The 18,504-nt window shown below is 72.2% G+C and carries 17 protein-coding genes; 2 read left to right on the plus strand and 15 right to left on the minus strand.

What is annotated here, in order from left to right; translation table 11 throughout:
* Positions 1–3 precede the first annotated feature (3 nt).
* Positions 4–606 carry a hypothetical protein gene (locus I5071_RS22115; protein WP_236607500.1) on the minus strand — a complete coding sequence of 201 codons (603 nt, stop codon included), beginning with the start codon at positions 604–606 and terminating at the stop codon, positions 4–6.
* Between the two features lie 53 nt (positions 607–659).
* The gene (locus tag I5071_RS22120; RefSeq protein WP_236607501.1) at positions 660–869 is read right to left on the minus strand and encodes a hypothetical protein; all 210 of its coding nucleotides are present in this window, start codon (positions 867–869) and stop codon (positions 660–662) included.
* 57 nt (positions 870–926) lie between these two features.
* Between I5071_RS22120 and I5071_RS22125 the strand changes: the two genes are divergently transcribed.
* Positions 927–2,420, plus strand: coding sequence for a trimethylguanosine synthase (locus I5071_RS22125; protein WP_236607502.1), 1,494 nt, complete (start codon positions 927–929; stop codon positions 2,418–2,420).
* 281 nt (positions 2,421–2,701) lie between these two features.
* On the opposite strand, the gene I5071_RS22130 is transcribed toward I5071_RS22125, so the two are convergent.
* Genes I5071_RS22130 through I5071_RS22140 form a run of 3 tightly spaced genes read right to left on the minus strand, consistent with a single transcriptional unit; the run spans position 2,702 to position 5,926 of the window.
* On the minus strand, positions 2,702–3,904 hold the full coding sequence (locus tag I5071_RS22130) for an MFS transporter (protein ID WP_236607503.1): 1,203 nt from the start codon (positions 3,902–3,904) through the stop codon (positions 2,702–2,704).
* A gap of 28 nt (positions 3,905–3,932) precedes the next feature.
* Positions 3,933–4,328 carry a YbgC/FadM family acyl-CoA thioesterase gene (locus I5071_RS22135; RefSeq protein ID WP_053232150.1) on the minus strand — a complete coding sequence of 132 codons (396 nt, stop codon included), beginning with the start codon at positions 4,326–4,328 and terminating at the stop codon, positions 3,933–3,935.
* Positions 4,325–5,926, minus strand: coding sequence for a GMC oxidoreductase (locus I5071_RS22140; RefSeq protein WP_236607504.1), 1,602 nt, complete (start codon positions 5,924–5,926; stop codon positions 4,325–4,327). The genes I5071_RS22135 and I5071_RS22140 overlap by 4 nt, the downstream gene beginning before the upstream one ends.
* An 87-nt stretch (positions 5,927–6,013) precedes the next feature.
* Between I5071_RS22140 and I5071_RS22145 the strand changes: the two genes are divergently transcribed.
* Positions 6,014–6,928, plus strand: a complete 915-nt coding sequence (locus tag I5071_RS22145) for a hypothetical protein (protein ID WP_236607505.1) — start codon at positions 6,014–6,016, stop codon at positions 6,926–6,928.
* On the opposite strand, the gene I5071_RS22150 is transcribed toward I5071_RS22145, so the two are convergent.
* The 10 genes from I5071_RS22150 to I5071_RS22195 form a co-directional block, all read right to left on the minus strand.
* On the minus strand, positions 6,929–7,891 hold the full coding sequence (locus I5071_RS22150; protein WP_236607506.1) for a hypothetical protein: 963 nt from the start codon (positions 7,889–7,891) through the stop codon (positions 6,929–6,931).
* Between the two features lie 212 nt (positions 7,892–8,103).
* Entirely contained in the window at positions 8,104–8,697 is a 594-nt protein-coding gene (locus tag I5071_RS22155) for a lipase family alpha/beta hydrolase (protein WP_236607507.1), read from the minus strand.
* A 5-nt stretch (positions 8,698–8,702) separates the two neighbouring features.
* On the minus strand, positions 8,703–9,413 hold the full coding sequence (locus I5071_RS22160) for a hypothetical protein (protein WP_236607508.1): 711 nt from the start codon (positions 9,411–9,413) through the stop codon (positions 8,703–8,705).
* A gap of 32 nt (positions 9,414–9,445) precedes the next feature.
* Positions 9,446–10,048, minus strand: a complete 603-nt coding sequence (locus I5071_RS22165; protein WP_236607509.1) for a hypothetical protein — start codon at positions 10,046–10,048, stop codon at positions 9,446–9,448.
* 44 nt (positions 10,049–10,092) lie between these two features.
* Positions 10,093–10,653, minus strand: a complete 561-nt coding sequence (locus I5071_RS22170; protein ID WP_236607510.1) for a hypothetical protein — start codon at positions 10,651–10,653, stop codon at positions 10,093–10,095.
* Entirely contained in the window at positions 10,653–12,227 is a 1,575-nt protein-coding gene (locus I5071_RS22175; RefSeq protein ID WP_236607511.1) for a serine/threonine-protein kinase, read from the minus strand. The genes I5071_RS22170 and I5071_RS22175 overlap by 1 nt, the downstream gene beginning before the upstream one ends.
* A 69-nt stretch (positions 12,228–12,296) precedes the next feature.
* A complete protein-coding gene (locus tag I5071_RS22180) occupies positions 12,297–13,433 on the minus strand; it encodes a DUF418 domain-containing protein (protein ID WP_236607512.1) in 1,137 nt (378 codons plus the stop codon).
* Positions 13,430–15,559: a hypothetical protein gene (locus I5071_RS22185; protein ID WP_236607513.1), complete on the minus strand. Its 2,130-nt coding sequence runs from the start codon at positions 15,557–15,559 to the stop codon at positions 13,430–13,432. Before I5071_RS22185 ends, I5071_RS22180 begins: the two co-directional genes overlap by 4 nt.
* Before the next feature lie 14 nt (positions 15,560–15,573).
* The gene (locus tag I5071_RS22190) at positions 15,574–17,493 is read right to left on the minus strand and encodes a SpoIVB peptidase S55 domain-containing protein (protein ID WP_236607514.1); all 1,920 of its coding nucleotides are present in this window, start codon (positions 17,491–17,493) and stop codon (positions 15,574–15,576) included.
* A gap of 199 nt (positions 17,494–17,692) precedes the next feature.
* Positions 17,693–18,208, minus strand: coding sequence for a response regulator (locus tag I5071_RS22195; RefSeq protein WP_236607515.1), 516 nt, complete (start codon positions 18,206–18,208; stop codon positions 17,693–17,695).
* Between the last annotated feature and the right edge of the window lie 296 nt (positions 18,209–18,504).

The raw sequence follows: 18,504 nt of genomic DNA on the forward strand, positions 1-18,504 counted from the left end.
GGATCAGCGTCCCCAAGGATCGAGGACTTCGGAGAACGTCCGATGACGCGCGGCGATGGGCGCGAACGGATCGATCACCTCGGACGCGATCGCGATCTCGCGGCGCGGCGGGGGCGGCGTGTGCGCGAACGGATCGAGGATCTCGTCGGCCCACACCACGTACGTCGTGTCGGCCGAGGAGCGCGCGGCCGGACGCGTGGGCGCGGAGCGCGCGGCGGCCGCGGCCTCGACCTCGCCGACCACGCGCCGCGCGGCGTCCGCGATCGTCTCGTCGTAGAGCCCGGAGCGCGTGATCTCCGCGACCGTCGACGCCGACGCGCCGGTCGCGTCGAAGCGCACGAGCCAGCGCGCGCGCGCCGAGTGCGCGACGGTGAGCGTGCCCGACGCGCCGTGGGCCTCGGGATCGGTGATGCGCACGAGCTCGCGGCCGAGCGCGGTCGCGATGGTGCGACGCAGCCGCTCCGGGTTGATGCGCGCCTGGCCGGGGTCGACCACCAGCACCACCGCGCCCCGCGCGTCCTGCGCAGCGACGAGCTGCGGGCATGCGGCGACCTGCAGGCACAGCGCGGCGAGGGCGATCACGAGCGCGGAAAGGAAAGCACGCATCGAGAAGGCAAGCGTAGGAGACCTGCGGCCCCCCGAGCAACCCCGTGGCGGGGTCACCCCCGCTGCCGACGCAGGGCGCGGACGCGATCGACGACGCGCGCGATCACGGTGACGCACGGATCGCAGAAGCCGCCGCAGCAGGTGCGCCAGCTCTCGTCGGGCGCGTCGACGCGGGCACGGACCTCGTCGCGCAGATCCTCGGGCAGGCCGAGCTCGCGCAGCGCGTCGGTGATCACGTCGTCGAGATCGCGCGCGGCCGTCATCGGGAGGGACGAGCATGCCGCGCCAACGCGCGAGGTGCAGCATGGCAGACTCGCGCGGTGCGCGACGACGAGGTGATCGCGGAGCTCGAGCGCGCGCTCGGGGTGCGGCTCGAGGCCCGACCGAGCGAGCTGCCCGCGGATGGTCCGCGCACGTGGTGGATCGGCGATGGTGTCGTCGCGTGGAGCGCGACCGAGGCGCGGGTGCGCGACGAGCTCGCCGGGATCGCGCGGGGCGCCGCGCATCCGCTCGCGCCGCGCGTGCTCGGCCACACGGCGCGCGCGATCGCGCTCGCGGCGACGCCCGAGGCGCCCGAGGACGCGCTCGAGACGCTGATCGCGTCGGCGCCGCGCGAGGTGCGCACGATCGAGGCGACGGTTCGCGCGCACCTGGAGAGCATCGCGTCGCCGGTCTCGGTGCCGCGCGCGCTGGCGCGCATCGTGGGTCGGGCACGCACCGATCGGCTGCTCGCGCGCACGCTGCGCGTCACGACGCGGGTGGGGCCGATCCTCGGAGGTGTGCATCCCGGGTGGCTGAGGCGCGCGGAGGGACGCGTCGCGTCGCTCTCGATGCGTCACGCGCAGCGCGAGGGCTGGAGCGCGATCGATCTCGCGGCGCCCGAAACGTTCGGGCTCGGCTCGCTGCGCGAAGAGGACGACGTGGCCTACGATCTCGCGCTGCTCGCGGCGCTCGCGCGCGAGGCGACGCTGGCGCGTGGAGACGACGCGGAGGACGCGGCCGAGCGAGCGCGCGACGTCGTCGATCGGCTGCTGCCGCGCGAGACCGCGCGCGTGGTGCGGGTGCGCGTCGAAGGGCCGGCGTGGCTCGACGCGTCGCGATGGACCGGCGAGCTGCCGGCATCGCAGGCGCGATGGGCGCTTCGTGAGCTCGACGGGCTCGCGCTCGGCGGTGAGATCGTGCGGGTGCACGTCGATCCTCCGCTCCGCCCCGGTCGTGCGGCGCCGCCCTGGCGCCCCCGCGACGAGCGCCGTCGCGAGCTCTTCTCGCGCTGGGACCGCGGCATCCAGGCCGACGACGAAGGGCTCTTCTCGGCGACGCCCGAGGCCCTCGCCGAGCGCATCGCCGAGGGCGCGCACGGCGTGGTGATCGACGGAACGTGCGGCATCGGATCGATCGCGATCGCGCTCGCCCGCCGGCCCGAGGTGCGCGAGGTGATCGCGGTCGATCTCGACGCGTCGCGGCTCGCGATGGCGGCCCACAACGCGCGGATCTACGACGTCGCATCGCGCATCCGCTTCGTGCGCGGCGACGTGCGCGAGGTGATCGCGCGCGAGCGCGCCGACGTCCTGGTGCTCGACCCGCCGTGGGGCGGGCGCGACTACGATCGATCGCGCGTCGTCGCGGAGGCTCTCCCGCTCGACGTGCGCCCGCTGATCGCGGCCTTCGAAGGCGCGATCGTGCTCAAGCTCCCGCGCAGCTTCGACGTGCGCACGCTGCCGCCCGGGTTCGTGACCGAGCCCGGCATCGACGGGCGCGGCGTGATCAAGATGCTCATCGCCCGCCGCGCCGCGCGGCGGCCTGCCGGCGGATGAGGGCGGGCTCGCCGCGGCGATCGGCGGCCCCGCGGAACTGATCGGTGCCCCCGATGAAGTGATCGGTGGGGTGCGGCACCCCCACTGCCGGCCTCGTTTTCGCGATCGGCGGCCTCGGTTTCGCGATCGGAGGGCTCGAAACGACGCACGGCGGCACCGTTGGCACGCACGGCGGCACCGAACCGGCGCCCAGCGGCACCGAACCGGCGCGCAGCGGCACGAAGGCCGAGCGCGGCGGGCACCAGGCCGAGCGCGGCGGGCACGAGGCCGTCCGGCGCGCACTACTCCCGCGGAATCACTGCGTTTTGCACCCGTGTCGCGAGCACACGCGCGTCCCAGCTGTAGAAGATGAAGCCGCCGATCACCGGCACCACCGCGGCGACCGCGAAGGTCGTGCGCAGCGACGTCGCGTCGGCGAGCGCGCCGAAGATCGGGCTCGCGAACAAGATCCCGGCGTCGAAGATCGCGCTGAAGAGCGACATCGCGGAGCCGCGCTCCTCGTCGCGCGCGCGCCCCGCGGTCATGCCGCTGACGATCGGGAACGCGAACGAGTGACCGAGCCCGGCGAGCGCGCCCGCGAGCGCCATCGACCACGCATCGCGCGCCATCGCGAGCGCGGCGAGCGCGATCGAGATCGCGACGAGCGAAGGCGCGAGCACGCGCTTCGGGCCCACACGCTCGGGCACCCATCCCGCGGTGAGGCGCAGGAGGATCGCCATCGCGGCGTACCACCCGTAGAAGAGCCCGACCGAGCCGATGTGCTCCTCGAGCACGAAGGTCGCGAGGAACGCGTAGGTCGCGCCGAGCGCGCTCGCGAACGCCAGCCCGACGAACCACACCGGCAAGAGATCGTGCTGCAGCGCGACCGCGACGAACCCGCGCTGTGCCCGCACGTTCGTGTGCACGGCGTCGCGCCCGTGTCGCGCGCCGGTCTCGGGCAGCGCGAGCGTGACCAAGAGCCCGAGGCTCGAGCACGCGAGCATCAGCACGAAGAGCTCGGTGAACCCCGCATGCTGCAGCACGAGATCGCCGATCAACCCGCCGAGCGCGACCGGCATGAGCCCCGACACCCCGAACGTCGCGAGCCCTTCGACGCGACGCGCCGCGGGCACGAGGTCGGTCGCCGACGTGAACAGCGCCGCGAGCGCCGCGCCCGATCCCAGACCGTGCGCGACGCGCACCATCCACAGCAGCGGCCCGACGTGATCGACGAACAGGTAGCCCGCGCACGCGAGCGCGTGCACGAGCCCACCGATCACCATCACACCGCGCCGCCCTGCCCCGCCGTCCATCGCGCGACCGGCGAAGGGGCGCACCGCGACCGCGCCGACGCCCGCCGCCGCGACCACCAGACCGACGGTCAGCGCGCTCTCGCCCCACCGCTCGAGCAAGCCCGGCAGGTGGAGCGTCAGGAGCACCCCGAGCCCGTGCAGGAAATTCGCGGCGAACGCGACGAGGAACGGACGCGTCCAGATGCTGCTCACGCGCGCGGAGGTGTACGCCTCCGCGCGCTCACGCGCCCGCCTGCACGCGATCGATCACGCTCTTGGGGATCGGCACGAGCTTCTTGTTCGCGTCGACGCAGACCATGTGCACGACGCCCTGCACGAGGAGCTCGCCGCGCCGCCACACGTCCTGCTGGAACACGATGCGGAACCCGCTCTCCATGCGCGGCGTGCTGCGGATCTCGAGCGTGTCGCCGAACACCGCGCCCTGCTTGAACGTGAGCTCGCACTTGTAGACGACGAAGCCGACGCCGTCCTGGTGGAGCAGCCGCACGAGCTCCTCGACGCCGAGCAGGTGCTCGCGCGCCCGCTCGAAGTACTTGAGGTAGTTCGCGTGGTAGACGAGGCCCGAGTGATCGGTGTCCTCGTAGTAGATCTGCACGGGGAACGTCGCGGTCGTCATGCGCTCTTCGCGAGCTCCCGCTGCGCGTTCTTCGCGGGGATCTTGCTCATCGCGCGCTCCGCGAGCGCGGTGATCGTGAGCGAGGGGTTCACGCCCGGGTTCGCGCTGATCGCGGAGCCGTCGATCACGTAGAGCCCGTCGTAGCCGAACACGCGGTGGTCGCGATCGATCACGCCCTCGCTGGCGTCGCGGCCCATGCACGCGCCGCCGAGGATGTGCGCGGTCGTCGGCGTGCCCGCGAGCGTCTCGGTGAGCATCGTCATCGCGACGCCGCCGACCTTCTCGGCGAAGCGACGCGCGAGATCGGTCGCCTCCTCGATGAACGCAGCAGGCGCCTCGCTGCCCGGGCTGAGCGTGCTGACGAGCCCGCGCTGGAACCCGGTGTACGCGCTGCGGCCCAGCCGCAGCGAGAGCGTGCCCTCGAGCGTGCGCATGTAGAGCAGGATCTGGCTCGCCTTCGCGAAGTCGCCGACGGTGAGCGCCTTCAGCCAGAGCGCGGGCTGGCGGAAGAAGCTGCGCACCGAGCCACCGATGCGCGTGAGCACGTTCGAGCCCGGCGAGTGCGGCAGCACCATCGTGCGGAAGAAGCCCGAGCCCTCGGCGTAACGCACCGGCTCGATGTGGCTGTGCTCGTCGGTCTCGAGGATCGACGTGATCGCGATCCCCTTGCTGAAGTCTTCCTTCCAACCGGGCGCGATGATGCCGATCAGCGCCTCGCTGTTGGTGCGCACGAAGTCGCCGACGTGCTCGCTGAGCTTCGGCAAGGCCTCGGGGTCCTCGCGCATCTTGAGCAGCAGCGGGATCGTGCCCATCACGCCGCCCGAGAAGATCACCTTGTCCGCGGTGAACACGCGCTTCTTGCTGCCGAACGTGTGCTTCGTCTCGACGCGATAGCCCCCTTCGGATCGCGGGCGCACCGCCGTGACCTCGGTCTCCGGCTCGACCTTCGCGCCGCGCTTCTCCGCGAGATAGAGGTAGTTGCGATCGAGCGTGTTCTTCGCGCCGACGCGACAGCCGGTCATGCACGCGCCGCAGTAGTTGCAGCCGACCCGCGCGGGGCCGTCGCCGCCGAAGTAGGGGTCCGGCACTTCCTGATCGGGCGTGCCGAAGAAGACGCCGACCTCGGTGGAGTGGAAGTCCTTCTCCTTGCCGATGTCCTTCGCGATCGACTTGAGGATGCGATCACCGGGCGTGACCGTCGGGTTCGTCGCCGCGCCGAGCATGCGCTTCGCGGTCGCGTAGTGCGGGAGCAGCTCCTTCTTCCAGTCCGCGAGGTGCGCCCACGACGTGTTCTGGAAGAAGCCGTCCTTCGGCTGCGGGAGCGTGTTCGCATAGACGAGCGATCCACCGCCGACGCCGACGCCGTGGAGGATCGTGACGTGCGAGAGGAACGACATCTGGAAGATGCCCTGGAGGCCGACCTCGGGGCGCCAGAGCCAGCGGCGCACGTCCCAGTTGGTCTTCGGGAAGTCGGCCTGCGAGAAGCGCTTGCCCTTCTCGAGCACCAACACGCGATAGCCCTTTTCGCTCAAACGAAGCGCGGAGACACTGCCGCCGAACCCCGACCCGATCACGATCCAGTCGAAATGCTCGTCCATGCGGTCGCCATTCTGGTGCCGGTCCGGGGTGGAAGCGAGCGCGTATCAACGCGAGACGACCGCTGATACGATGTTCCGTGGGGGAGCATGGCAGTACGCAGGGCTCACGTGCTGATCGCAGTGGTCGCGGCGATCGCGAGCAGCGGATGCGTCGCGCTCCTCGGGCCGCGCAACGCGCGCCGCGCGGGGCTGGTCGAGGAGCCGCGCCCCGAGCCCGCGCCGGCATTGGCGCCAGCCGCGCCCGACGCCGATCTGCACCCCGTGATCTTCGCGTACCGCGAGTCGCTGCGGCCCTTCCTCGGCGCCGACGAGCAGGCTGCGCTCGATGCGATCGACTGGGCCGGCACCGCGCGTGGGGATGCCGAGCGGCTGCGCTTCCTCGCCGCCGATCACGCGATTCGTCGCGTGCTCCCGCTGGTGCTCGAGGCCGAGGGCTCGGAGATCCTCGTGCACCACGCGGAGCGGCTGCGCGCGCTCCCTCCGCTCTTGAACCGCGACACCGACGTGGTGCAGCGGCTCGCGGTGATCGAGGCGATGGTCGCGCTCGAGCAGGTGCGCCGCGGCATCGATGCGCGCGAGCCGAGCGTGCTGCCGGTCGCGGGTGAAGCGGCGCCGGTCGACACCGGCGATGCGCCGCCGAGCGACCCGCTCACCGACGCGCTCGCGAGGCTCCCGCGCGAGCGCACCTACGACGTCGATCCCGAGGGCGAGGCGGCGATCGCCGAAGCGCTCGCGGAGTACGCGACCGAGTACGCGCGCGTGCACGGCGTCTCGGAGCTCCACGGCGCGGCAGCAGCGGCGGCGGCGGCGGACATGGTCGACGTCGCGTTCATGCTCGGCCGCGCGATGCAGCAGGGCGTCGGGCGCGAGCGCTTGTTCGAGGAAGCGCTCGCGATCGCCGACGGCATGTGCAGCGCGGCACGGCGCGGAGAGCGGCTGCCGAGACTGCACCGCGAGGAGCGCCCTCCCTCGCGCGACGACGCCGTCGGCAGCCAACCCTGATCACTCGGCGACGCCGCGCGTCGCGATCCAGCCGCGACGATCGCCGGGCTGCGGAGCCGCGAGCTCGCTCTCCGCGAGGCGCTCGAGGTCGCTCATCAGCGCGTCGCACTGCGCGAGCTCGGTCACCGAGCACGCATGGCGTCGCAGCACCGCTTCGGTCGCGAGGCGATCGCCGCCGATCTGGATGTGCCAGACCTCGAGCTGCGCGCGGCCCGCGAGCTCGCGCTCGAGCTGCTCGCGCTCCTGGCCCTCCGCCATGACGACGTCGAGCAGGCGCAGGCCGGGGTGGCGCGCGACGAACGACTCGTGGTCCGCGCGCGACACGAACGCGAGGCGCAGGCGCGTGAAGCGGCGCTGCTCGAGCACGACACGCGCGACGACGGGCCCGTCGCAACCCTCGACCCGCTCGGCATCGTCCGCGAGGCGCGCCTCGCCCCAGCGCGCCGAGGTGCGCAGATCCTCGGTGAGCGCGAGCTCGAGGCCCATGCCCTCGAGCACCTCCTCGAGCTGCGCGGGCGGCGTCATCTCGGGGCCGATGGGGATCGCGGCGAACCCGAGATCCTCCGCCGACGCAGCGCGGTTCGAGGCCCAGCTCGCGACACCGCCCGCGGGGTCGGGCATCAGCACCTCGGCACCCCGCACGCAGCGCTCACCGAGGCCACGGCTCGTGGGATCCCACGCACGGCCGAGCGCGAGATCCGACTCCTCGACGAAGAGCGCGCGCACCGGCTCGGCCTCTTGCTCGAAGGTGCGCGGCGGCACGTTCGGCGGTCCCCCGAAGAGCTGCGACGGATCTTCGATCGCCGGCAGCGAGCGCGGACCGATCGCCGCGTCCGAGTCGTCGCCCACGCCTCCGTCACCGAGCGAGACGGTCGCGCGAGGATCGCCTTCGCAGGCCGCGAGAGCGAGCGCGAGGCCGAGGCACGAAGCGAGACGAGTGCGAAGAGGACGATCGATGGTCACGGCAAGCTCCTGATGGCGCGAGGCGCGAGGGCGCTCGCTGCGACCCGCCCTGAGCACTCGCCGTGCCGATGCCGTTTCGCGCCACACGCACACGTTTTCGCGCCGCCGCCCATGCGCCGCCCATGCGACGCCCACGGGGCTCGAGGTTCACGACGTGATGTGCAGTGCACACCCACGCGTTGCGCGGCACGGTGCGGCGCGGGTGGAGACGCTCACGCGCGGAGGATCGCGGCCACGCGCTCGATCGCGCGCTCGTCCTCGATCATCCAGCGGTGCAGGGCGACGTTCATCGCGGTCTCGCTGCGCGCGCCGCGCAGTCGGCTCGAGGTCGCGGGGACGATCATCAGATCCAACGGCGTGTAGAGCACGTGCACCTCGACGTCGCCCCACGGGTCGGCATCGGACTCGAGCTGCGCGAGGAACGCGCTGCCGGGGCGCATGTCGCGCGTGCCCGCGAAGGGGAGCGCGAACGCGGTGGCGGTGCCGCGATGCGGGCCCGAGATCGACACGAAGCGACGCACGCGCGCCTTGCCGCCGAGGCGCTGCACGTACGTGCGCGTCACCAGCGCGCCCATGCTGAAGCCGACGACGTCGACGCGCTCGGTGCCGTGCTCGCGCGCGAGCTCCGACGCGCGCGACGCGACCTGCTCCGCGAGCACGAGGATCGGCGCGCGTCCGTCGTTCGGAACCAGATCCATCGCGCGCACCGGAGCGATGCCGCGCCGCTCGAGCCCGCGCTGCAGCGCTGCGAGATCCGCGGCGCGATCCCAGATGCCGTGGACGAGGAGAACCGGAACGAGGCTCACGACGATCAGAACACGTAGCGGAGGTAGGCTGCTCCCTGCACGCCGATCGCCATCTCGCCGTCGAACCCGTCGAGCGAAGGTGCGCCGCGCACGCCACCGTGGAGACCGATCGAGTAGTGGCGGCTGTGGAAGTGCGCATCGACCCCGAGGTCCGCGCCCCACGCGAAGCCCACGCTCGTCGCGTCCTGCAGCCCGTAGAGCACGAGCACGTCGTTGGTCGCGATGATCATGCCCGCCTGGCCCTCGAGCCAGAGCGCGAATTCCGCGGTCGGATTGATCTGCAGCTTCACCGCGCCGAGCGCGGAGAAGAGCTCGAACACCGTCGTGTCGGGCGGCGCGGGCGCCGCGGTCTCGTGGATCGAGAGGTCCGCGATCGCGCGCACGAAGAGCCAGTCGAAGAGCTCGTAGCCGAAGCCGATCGCCGCGAAGGGCCCGGGGCTCGACACGTCGCCGATGCCCCCGATGAACCCGCGCCCGCCGACCGATGCCTCGATGAAGAAGCCGTGCGCGTAGAGATCGCGGGTGATCCGGATCGCCTCCGGAGGCAGCCGCTCCACGTCGAGGCGCGTGGCGTCGGGCTCCTCGACGGTCGCGCCGGTCCCCTCGGGCTCTGCGGTCGTCGACACCGGCGTGGTCGTCTGCGCCCGCGCGAGCGCTGGGACGACGAGCAGCGAGAGCATCGACGACGCGAGGATCGCGGCGGTTGTGCGTCGCACGCCGCGAGCGTATCCACCCCGCGGCGAAAGGGTCAACCGCGCGTGCGCGTCGGATACAGCCCGAAGAGCGCGCGGCGTCGGACCGTCACCGCTTTCTTCGCGATCTCCGCGTTCGATCCGCCCGCGAAGCGCGCGTCGAGCACCCAGGGATCGTCGCCGTCGATCACGAGCACGATCGCGTCGCGCTCGGCGTCGTGGCGGACGTCGTCGATGTCCTCCCAGCGCGCGAATCGACGGGCCTCGCCGTGCACGAAGAGCACGCCGTCGACGCGCAGCGCGAGGTAGCTCTCCTCGCTGAGCACGCGCCGCAGGCCGAGGATCGCGACGAGCCCACAGCCGACGACCAGCGTGAAGCCGAGCGCGGCCCAGAGGAACGTCGTCGGCGCGACGCTGCTCTCGGGCCACAGCACCGGGTAACGCGCGGGGGAGCGCGTCGCGTAGCGCACCACGTGGGGCGCGGTCATCACGAGCCGCGCGATCGAGACCGATCCCGCGAGCATGCCGGTCGCGCCGATCGCGAGGAGCTTCGCGATGCGGCGCGTCGCGTCGACGCGGAACCACTCGATGATCGGCGCGGCCGGGATCGCCAGCGGATCTTCGGGATCGGTGCGCTCGCGGACCTCGGCGATCGTCACGACGGCAGAGCATGGGCGCGGAGCGGCCGCGCATCCAGAGGTGATCAGCGTCGCATGCGCCACAGGCCCCAGATCGTGAAGGCCAAGAGGATCAGGCCGATCACGACGAGCAGCGGCCCCTTGTGGTCGACGATCGCGGCATAGAAGCTCGCGGCCGCGCCGAGGCCGGCGCAGAGCGTGGGCACGAGGCCGAAGCCGTCGTCGCGCTGCGGCCGGCGCACCCGCGTGTCCGTCGTGACGATGCCGTGGCGCGCGAGCTGCTCGAGCATCGAGGCCTCGGTCTCGCCGTGGAAGATCATCACCGAGCCACGCTCGGTCGCGCCGAGCGCGAGCAGATCGATCTCCACGAGCTCGCCACGACGCAGCGTCGCGAGCGCCGCATCCGGGAGCACCACGAGCGCGCGCGCCGCGCTGCCGACGTGCGCCCGATAGATCGGGACCTGCGGATCACGATCGTGCGCGATGACGAAGATCCCCGTGCCGAGCTCGACCTCGTCGGCGTGGAATTGGATCGCCTCGCCTCCACGCAGTCGCTCGAGGTTCGCCGACGAGAGCCCCAGCAGCATGACCAGACCGTTCGGTCCGCGCTGCGCGGCCTTGAGCATCAGCGCTCCGCGCGCGGGGCGCCTCGGCGCGCCCGCTCGAGCGAGACGTCGAGCTGGTGCGGCCCGTCGGCGATCACGTCGACCTGTCGTGGGCGATAGCCGCGCGCGCTCACCTCGAGGCGATGCGAGAGCCCGTCGAACGGAACGTCGAAGACGGGGCCCTCGATCGGCGCGCCGTCCCACGTGAAGCTCGCGCTCCCGGGGGCGCCGGTGAGCGTGATGCGCACGTGCTCGACGCGTCGCTCGACCGGCGTCTCCACCGGGGCAGGCTCGCGCGCGATCACGCCGATGCGGCTCTGCTCCTCGGCGCGTCGCTGCTCGAGGCGCACGCGATGGAAGTAGAGCATCGTGCCGATGCCACCGACGAGCAGGACGACGGGCACGAAGCGCAGCGCGCGGCGCAGCGGGCCCCGGCCGCGCACGAACTGCTCGGGCCTCACGAGCTCGGCGGGCGGCGGCGTGAAGATCTTCGCGTGCACCTCTTCGGGCGGAGGCTCGAACGCGAGGGGATCGGCGAGCAGATCGAGCAGCGCCTTGCGCACCACCGCCGCGCCGTTGGGGCGCTCGGTCGGCAGCTTCGCGAGCAGCGCGTCGACGAGCTCGTCGAGCGCGCGCGGCACGTAGAGCCCCGACGTGACCGAGTCGCGCAGGCGCGGCGCGGGCGTGCGCAGGTGATGGCCCATCAGGATCACCGGCTCGCGCTCGGCGAACACCGGACGCCCCGCGATCATCTCGAAGAGCATCGCGCCGAGCGCGTAGAGATCCGCGGCGGGACCGACCGGCAGCCGCGCGACCGCCTCGGGGCTCATGTAGCGCGGCGTGCCGAGCATCTGCCCGACCTCGGTCAGCCCCGCGTCGCTCTGACGCTGCGCGCCGCCGGTCTGGCCGCTGCGATCGACGATCCGCGCGATGCCGAAGTCGAGCACCTTGAGCTTGCCCGCGCCGGGCAGGAAGGGCTCGGTGAGCAGCACGTTGTCGGGCTTGAGATCGCGGTGCACGACACCCGCTTCGTGCGCGGCCTCGAGCGCGCCGAGCACCTCGATCGCGATGCGCACCGCCTCGCGCGGTGGGAGCGCGCCGTCGCGACGCATGCGCTGGAGCAAGCTCTCGCCGGAGAGCAGCTCCATCACCATGAAGAGCGTCGCGTCCACGTCCTGCCCGAAGTCGTGCACCATGACGACGTTCGGGTGGTGCACGGCGCTCGCCGCGCGCGCCTCGCGCTGGAAGCGCGCCGCCATCGCGGCATCGCCCGCGAAGTCCGCGCGCACGACCTTGAGCGCGACCCGGCGTTGGATCGCGACCTGCGTCGCCTCGTACACCGCGCCCATCCCGCCGACGCCGATCAGCCGCTCGATGCGATAGCGGCCCGCGACCACGACCCCCGGTCGCAGCGGCGCGGCCTGCTGCACGTCCATGCGCGACGGCCGGCGCACCGCGCGCGAGTCCGAGCCGCCCTTCCCCGCAGGGGCGTTCTCGACCGCGCCCGCGTCCATCACGCCGGTCGACGTGCCGGTGCGCGGGTGAAGCGCTCTCGCTTCATCGATCGGACGCGTGGGGCGATCGCGCTCGGCCATGAGCCCAGCGCGTGAGCGTAGCACGCGGTCCTGCGGCGCGATTCGTCGTTTCTTCGTGGCCGCAGTGCGTCAAATCCGTCGCATCGCGGGCGCGCGGAGGTACGTGAGCGCGCGCCAGAGCCACTCGAACGGCCCGTGCTGATAGCGCCGGAGCCACAGCATCGCGACCGTCGCCTCGAAGGCGTAGACCGCGAGCGCGACCAGCACCCCCTGCGCGGGCCCGAGCGCGCCGTACATCGCGAGCCCGTAGCCGTAGAAGAACAGCGTGAAGCAGAGGGTCTGCACCAGATAACAAGTGAGCGACGTGCGCCCGACCGCGGCGAACGGCGCGAGCCAGCGCGCGTCGGGATCGCGCAGGGCGATCCAGAGGAACCCGAGCGCGTAGCCGATCGCCATCACGTCGCCCGACGCGAGATAGAGCACGGGGGTGACGAGCATCACCGCGACGCCGAGCCCGATGCCCAGCGCGATCGCCGCGAGCGCGAGCACGCCGATGCGCGCGCGGTGCTCGTGGAGACGCGTGTGGATCCCGCTTCGCTCGATCGCGAGGCCCAGCGTCGCCATCGCGAGCACGTTCGCGCGGTAGCTGAGGTTGTAGGTCGCGAAGTACGAGAGCATCTCGCTCCACCGATGCTGCGAGATCGAGGCGAACGTGCCGTCGTGATAGACGCGCATCTCGCGCTCGACGTACGCGGCGTGCTCGGCGAGCGCCGCGGCGTCGTCGGCCTGGAACATCCAGGTGTCGAACAGGAGCGAGAGCCCCTGCGCGAGCGCGAAGAAGAGGAGCGCCAGCGCGAAGAGCACGCGCGGTCCGAGCCGCGCCATCAGCGCGAGCACGATGCCGGCGAGCGCGTAGTTGAGCAGCACGTCGCCCCACCACCCGAACGTCGCGTGCAGCACGCCGAAGATCAGCAGCGCGACGATGCGCCGCGCGTAGATCGCGAGGCCGCGATCGAGCAGCAGCCCGGTGCCGAAGCCGAAGAGCGCGCTGAAGATCGGATAGAAGCGCCCCTCGCAGAGCCCTTCGACCGCGACCGCCGCGACCCGATCGATCGGCGCGAGCGCGTCGGGCTCGCGAAGCAGCGAGAGCAGCGACTCGCGGAACCCGATCCACGGCACGTTCACCAGCGCGATGCCGACCAGCGCCCATCCGCGCAGCGCATCGATCGGCCGCTGGCGCGTGCCGGGCTCGGTCGGTGCGCTCACCGCGTTCGACGCCGCGGGGTCGTCGTGGTGGGCGCCGCGCCCGGCACCGTGATCTCGATCTCCGCCGAGCCGACGTTCCCGCCCGCGTCGGTCGCGCGCACCGCGACGATGTGGGAGCCCGGCGCGAGCGACGAGAGGTCGAGCTCGAAGCGCTCGTCGCGGGTGTCGAGCAGATCGTCGGCGGGGAAGAAGACGAGCCACTCGCCGCCGTCGACCGCGTACTCGAGCCGCGCGATCGGACCGACCGTGTCCACCGCGCGACCGGTCACGCGCGCACCGCTGGCGCCGAGCGGCTCGATCACGGGCGCGTGGTTGTCGACGAGGATCGGCTCGGACTCGAACGTCGATCGCAGCGCGAGCGACGCAGGGTTGCCGAGCTCGTCGCTCGCCTCGACCTGGATCACGTACCAGCCGTCGGGCACGGCGCTCGTGTTCCACGTGTACTCGGTCGCGCTCAGCGTCTCGTGCTCGCGGAGGATGTCGCGCCAGGTGCGCTGGCTCTCCTCGCGATAGCGGAGCCGATAGCGGATGCGATCGGAGTCCGGATTGTCGACGCGCCACGTGAGCCCGACGTTCGCCGACGGCGAAGGGAGCGCGTCGAGGTCACGCACGGCGGGCGTCGTGGGCGTGGTCGACGCGCCCTCGGTCGTGCTCGCCGCGCCGCGCTTGGTGCGCGCCTTCGTGCCGACGTCGGTCACGACCGGGCGCTGGTTCTGCGGCAGGTAGTACGCGGTCACTGCGCGCAGCGTCGCGCTGGGATCGTTGCCGAAGATCGCGCGGATCTGCAGGAAACGCGCGGCCCCGCTGCGGATCGGGCCGGGGGCCGAGAGGCTCGAGCTCCACTCGCTCCACGACGCGTCGGGGCGCTCGGTGTTGCCGCTGCGCGTCTGGAATTCGATCGGTCCGGTCCCGCGCCACGTGAGCTGGCCCCAGCGCGCGGGGAAGTCCGCGTCGAGCACCTTGCTCTGCCAGATCGCCTGCTGCGGTCGCTCCGCGAGCACGCGATAGACCGCCGCGCCGTCGCCGGTGGTGAGGTACGGCTGCGCGCCGAGCAGATCGAGCGAGAGCACCTGTCGCTCGTCGACGTCGACCCACACCGCGCTGGTGCGATCGGGCGCGATGCGAACCACGCGTCCGTCGTGTCCGATCGCCGCGTAGATCGTTCCGTCGTCGGCGAGCTGCAGCTGCGTGACGTGGCCTTCTTCCTGGCCCCACACGCGCTCGGCGCGACCGTCGGTGCCGACCGTCCACACCCGCGCCTTGCCGGGCCGGGGGCGCGATGCGCGCGCGCTCGTCGCGCTGTGCTTCGTCGCGCCGCCCGACGACACCGCGGGCGCCTCGGGGAACTCGTTCGCCGCGACCGCGAGACGCCCCGCGCGCCATGCGAGCGAGGTGATCTCGTTGCCCGGGAAGTCGTGCACCACCTCCACGCGACCGGGCGCGGTGCTGCGCACGACGATCGCGTCGTCGCTCGTGCCCGCGTAGAGCGCGCCGTCGTCGGCGAGCGCGAGGCTCATCACGTGCGTCGCGCTCGAGTCCCACCACGTCTGGACGGACCCGTCGGGCGCGATCGCGTAGACGCGACCTTCGGGCCCGGTCGCCGCGAAGAGCACGCGACGGCGCGCGTCCCACACGAGGCTCCACACGTGCTCGGTCGCATCGGGCCGCGCGAGCTCGCGCACCGCGCCGCTCGCATCGATCGCGTAGATGCGTCCCTCGGGGAGCGTGCCCGCGTAGACGACGCCACCGTCGCCGATCGCCAGCGCGCTCACGAGGAGCTGACCGGTCTGCGCGAATGGCTCGACCGCGTCGCCGCGCAGCCGGAACACGCGACCGTCGTTGCCGGTGCCGAGGTAGACCGTGCCGTCGGCGGCGCGCGCCGAGGACCACACGAGCGCGACCTCGTCGGGCAGACCGAGGCGACGCAGCTCGAGCCCCGGCGTCACGCGTCCGTCGGAGTAGACCGCGGTGCGTTGCAGCTCACCGGCCGCGAGCGACGTCGCGTCGTCGAGATCGAACGAGCGTGTCGCGACCGCGCCTGCGCTCGAAGCACCGAGCCCGACGACGATCGACGACACCAGAGAGACAGCACCGGTGAGCAGGAGAACGCGGGCTCGGGTCTTCATTCGGTCCGTTGTCTTCAGTCCGCCTCACGCGCGACGCGACGCACGCTCAGCTCCACCCGTGCTCCACCGCTCAGCACGACGTCCATGGGCACTTCGGCGCGGCGGTGCGTCACGAACGCGCGCGCGCGATCGGAGTCACCCGCCTGCTGCAGCGCATCGAGCGCCGAGCCCGGCAGCGAGCGCACGACGTGGCCCGCCATCCGCAATCCGCGCGAGGTCGGAAGTCGCGTCGACACCACCATCGACGTGCGCGCGTAGCGCTCGCGCACCGCATCGATCGCGTGATCGAGCGTGCGCGGCTCGGGCCGCTCGACCTCCACCTCGGAGCCCGGCTGCACCATCACCGAGATGCTCTGCCCGGCTGCGCTCTCCGGCACGTCCACCGGCACCATGCGCACTTCCTCGGGCATGCCGTAGCGACGCAGCACCACGCGCACGTTCACGCGCTCGCCGGGATCGACCTCGGTGCTCGCGACCGACGCATCGACGATCTCCGCGGTCTCGTGGGCGAAGCGCATCGCGAGCTCGATCTCGATGCGCGTCGGGCGCGTGACCACGAAGGGGTTCACGAACGCGAGCTCGACGAGATCGAAGCCGCGCAGCTGCTGCAGCGCGCTCGACGCGGCGGGACCGCTCGCGGAGAAGCCCGCGTCGTGCACCTCGACCGGCGTGGTGCGCCCGTCGATCCACACGCGGCTCGTCGCGTCGAACATCACGTCGGCATGATCGGCCGCGACCGACTTCACCGCGTTCGTGATGCTCGTGAACACGAGCAGCGGCGTGAGCGCGCGGTGCGACGCGACCTCGAAGTTCCACTCGCTGCGCTGCGCGTCGGGCACGCCGGTCAGGCGCAGGCGCACCGGGATCATCGCGGGCTGCAGCTGCTGATCGACGACGATCGTCGCCTGTCGGTCCTGCACCAGCGCCCCCACCGGCGCGACGGGCTCGGCGATCTTGAACGAGCGCTGGAAGCTCGCGAGGATGTGCAGCACGCGCGCGACCGCGGTGGGCAGACCGGTCTCGCCCGCCTCGAGCATCGGGTGCCCGAACGCGACGAGGCGATCACCCTGCACGTGGGTGACGGTGCCGACGACGTTCGACGCGATGTCGCCGCGTGCGAGCGTGACCGCGAGGCCACCACCATCGACGAAGCGCGCGGGCGGACCGCTCGTGGTCGTCGCCATCGTCCCGCCGCCGCCGGCCTGCAGCACGTCGAGCCCGAAGGGCGCGAGGTGCTCGCTCAGCATCGCGACGACGGAGGGCTCGAGCCCACCGACGAGCAGCGGCGTCGAGACGGGGATCATCGACGCGCCGCTGGTCGCCGCGGTGCGCGGGATCGCGAGGCGGCGCGACTGCTCCTCGAGCGCTGCGAACGCGCCGCGCGGCTCGGTGCCGAGGTACGGCCTCGCGCCGCGCAGGCGGTGCTCGAGCGATGCAGCACGGCGACCCGATCGCTCCTCGCGCGTCGCGGGCATCGGCATCGCGCCGGGGAACGAGTCGGGGCGCACCGGGCGATCGATCTCCGCGAGCATGCTGCGGATCGGCGTGACGCCTGCGACCGGCTGACGGCCGTAGGGCCATCCGTACGCGTACGCGCCGACGAGCCGATCCTCGAGATAGATCGGGCTGCCGCTCATCCCACCGACGGTCGGCGCCTCTTCGAGGATCGGATGGATGGTGCGGACGAGGATGAGGTCCTGATCGGGTCGGAAATCGTGAAGGACGTCGATGACCTCGACCTCGAAGCGCTCCGGCTGCGTGCCGCGGAACACGGTGAGCCCGTATCCGCGCATCCCGGGCCGGACCTCGGAGACCTCCATGATCGCCGCGCCTACTCCGCGCAGCTGACCGATGGCGATCGGTGCGTCGGAGAGCGCAGTGCCCGCGCAGACGAGCGCGAGCGCAGCGAGAAGGACCGTCAGAGCGCGGCGCAACGACACTGCACGCGCGGGGCGAGGCGAGGAGGCTCCCACGTCGCGCCGACTGTAACAGAGCGTCGCGAGCGAAGCTCGCAGCGCCCCGGTCGTTCAGCGAGGGACGGAAACCGCTCGCGGCGCTCGGTCCGCGAACCCACGAAACGGAGCGAGCCCCGCGCCTCTCGGCCGCGGGGCTCGCGTCATCGAGTCGACTGGGTCACTCGGCGGGGGCGAGCTCGCCGTCGCCGTCCACCAGCTCTTCGACCAGCTCCGCGCCCGCGTTCGTCAGGCGCTGCAGGAGCTCGAAGAGCACCTCGACGCGGAACGGCTTGATCAGCATCAGCGCCGCGCCCGCGACCTTCGCGGCGAGGCGCAGGTCGTGGCTCTCCTCGCTGCTCATCAGCACGACCGGGATGCCGGGGTGCTCCTGGCGGATGCGCCGCGCGACCTCGAGCCCGCTGATGCCGGGAAGCCCCTGATCGATCAGCACGAGGTCCGCGGGCCACTGCGCGATCACCGCGAGCGCCGCCTCGCCGGAGCTGGTGCCCACGACGCGCGCGCCGTGCACCGTCAGCATCCTCGCCAGGCGCCACTGCGTGTCGGGGTCGTCCTCGACGACGAGGACACCGCTCTCGCGCGGCATTTTGGCGACCACCTCGTCCGCGACCACCTCTGCGGTCACGACCTCGTCGGGTCCTTCGATCTGGAATTCGATCTCGCGCGTGTCGGCCATCGTTCGGGTCTCTTCCGGAGAGAACGGCTGGTTCGCCGGAAAAATGACTGCAGCTCTCGAGGAACACTGCGGGGAACGTCTCGGGTCGACCGACCCCCTCCTCCTCCTCCCCCCTGGAGAAGGCGTCGTGTGCGTGCTGGAAACCACGCGAATCACGACGTCGGAGGCCTGTCGGCCTGGCCCAATAACGCTTGAGTGGAGCCGAGTATGCGAGCCCCGGGGCCGAGCCGCAACGCATATGGGGCCGCGTCCCCGGAACGCAACGCGTCGTTGCCCGCGTCGTCACGCGCAAGCTA

Origin of the sequence: Sandaracinus amylolyticus (assembly GCF_021631985.1) — a bacterium.
GTDB lineage: Bacteria > Myxococcota_A > Polyangia > Polyangiales > Sandaracinaceae > Sandaracinus > Sandaracinus amylolyticus_A.

Bases quoted from the DNA above. Each gene is read 5' to 3' on its own strand.
- I5071_RS22145 (WP_236607505.1), top strand. From the start codon at position 6,014: ATGGCAGTACGCAGGGCTCACGTGCTGATCGCAGTGGTCGCGGCGATC.
- I5071_RS22195 (WP_236607515.1), bottom strand. From the start codon at position 18,208: ATGGCCGACACGCGCGAGATCGAATTCCAGATCGAAGGACCCGACGAG.
- I5071_RS22115 (WP_236607500.1), bottom strand. From the start codon at position 606: ATGCGTGCTTTCCTTTCCGCGCTCGTGATCGCCCTCGCCGCGCTGTGC.
- I5071_RS22185 (WP_236607513.1), bottom strand. From the start codon at position 15,559: ATGAAGACCCGAGCCCGCGTTCTCCTGCTCACCGGTGCTGTCTCTCTG.
- I5071_RS22135 (WP_053232150.1), bottom strand. From the start codon at position 4,328: ATGACGACCGCGACGTTCCCCGTGCAGATCTACTACGAGGACACCGAT.
- I5071_RS22175 (WP_236607511.1), bottom strand. From the start codon at position 12,227: ATGGCCGAGCGCGATCGCCCCACGCGTCCGATCGATGAAGCGAGAGCG.
- I5071_RS22170 (WP_236607510.1), bottom strand. From the start codon at position 10,653: ATGCTCAAGGCCGCGCAGCGCGGACCGAACGGTCTGGTCATGCTGCTG.
- I5071_RS22140 (WP_236607504.1), bottom strand. From the start codon at position 5,926: ATGGACGAGCATTTCGACTGGATCGTGATCGGGTCGGGGTTCGGCGGC.
- I5071_RS22120 (WP_236607501.1), bottom strand. From the start codon at position 869: ATGACGGCCGCGCGCGATCTCGACGACGTGATCACCGACGCGCTGCGC.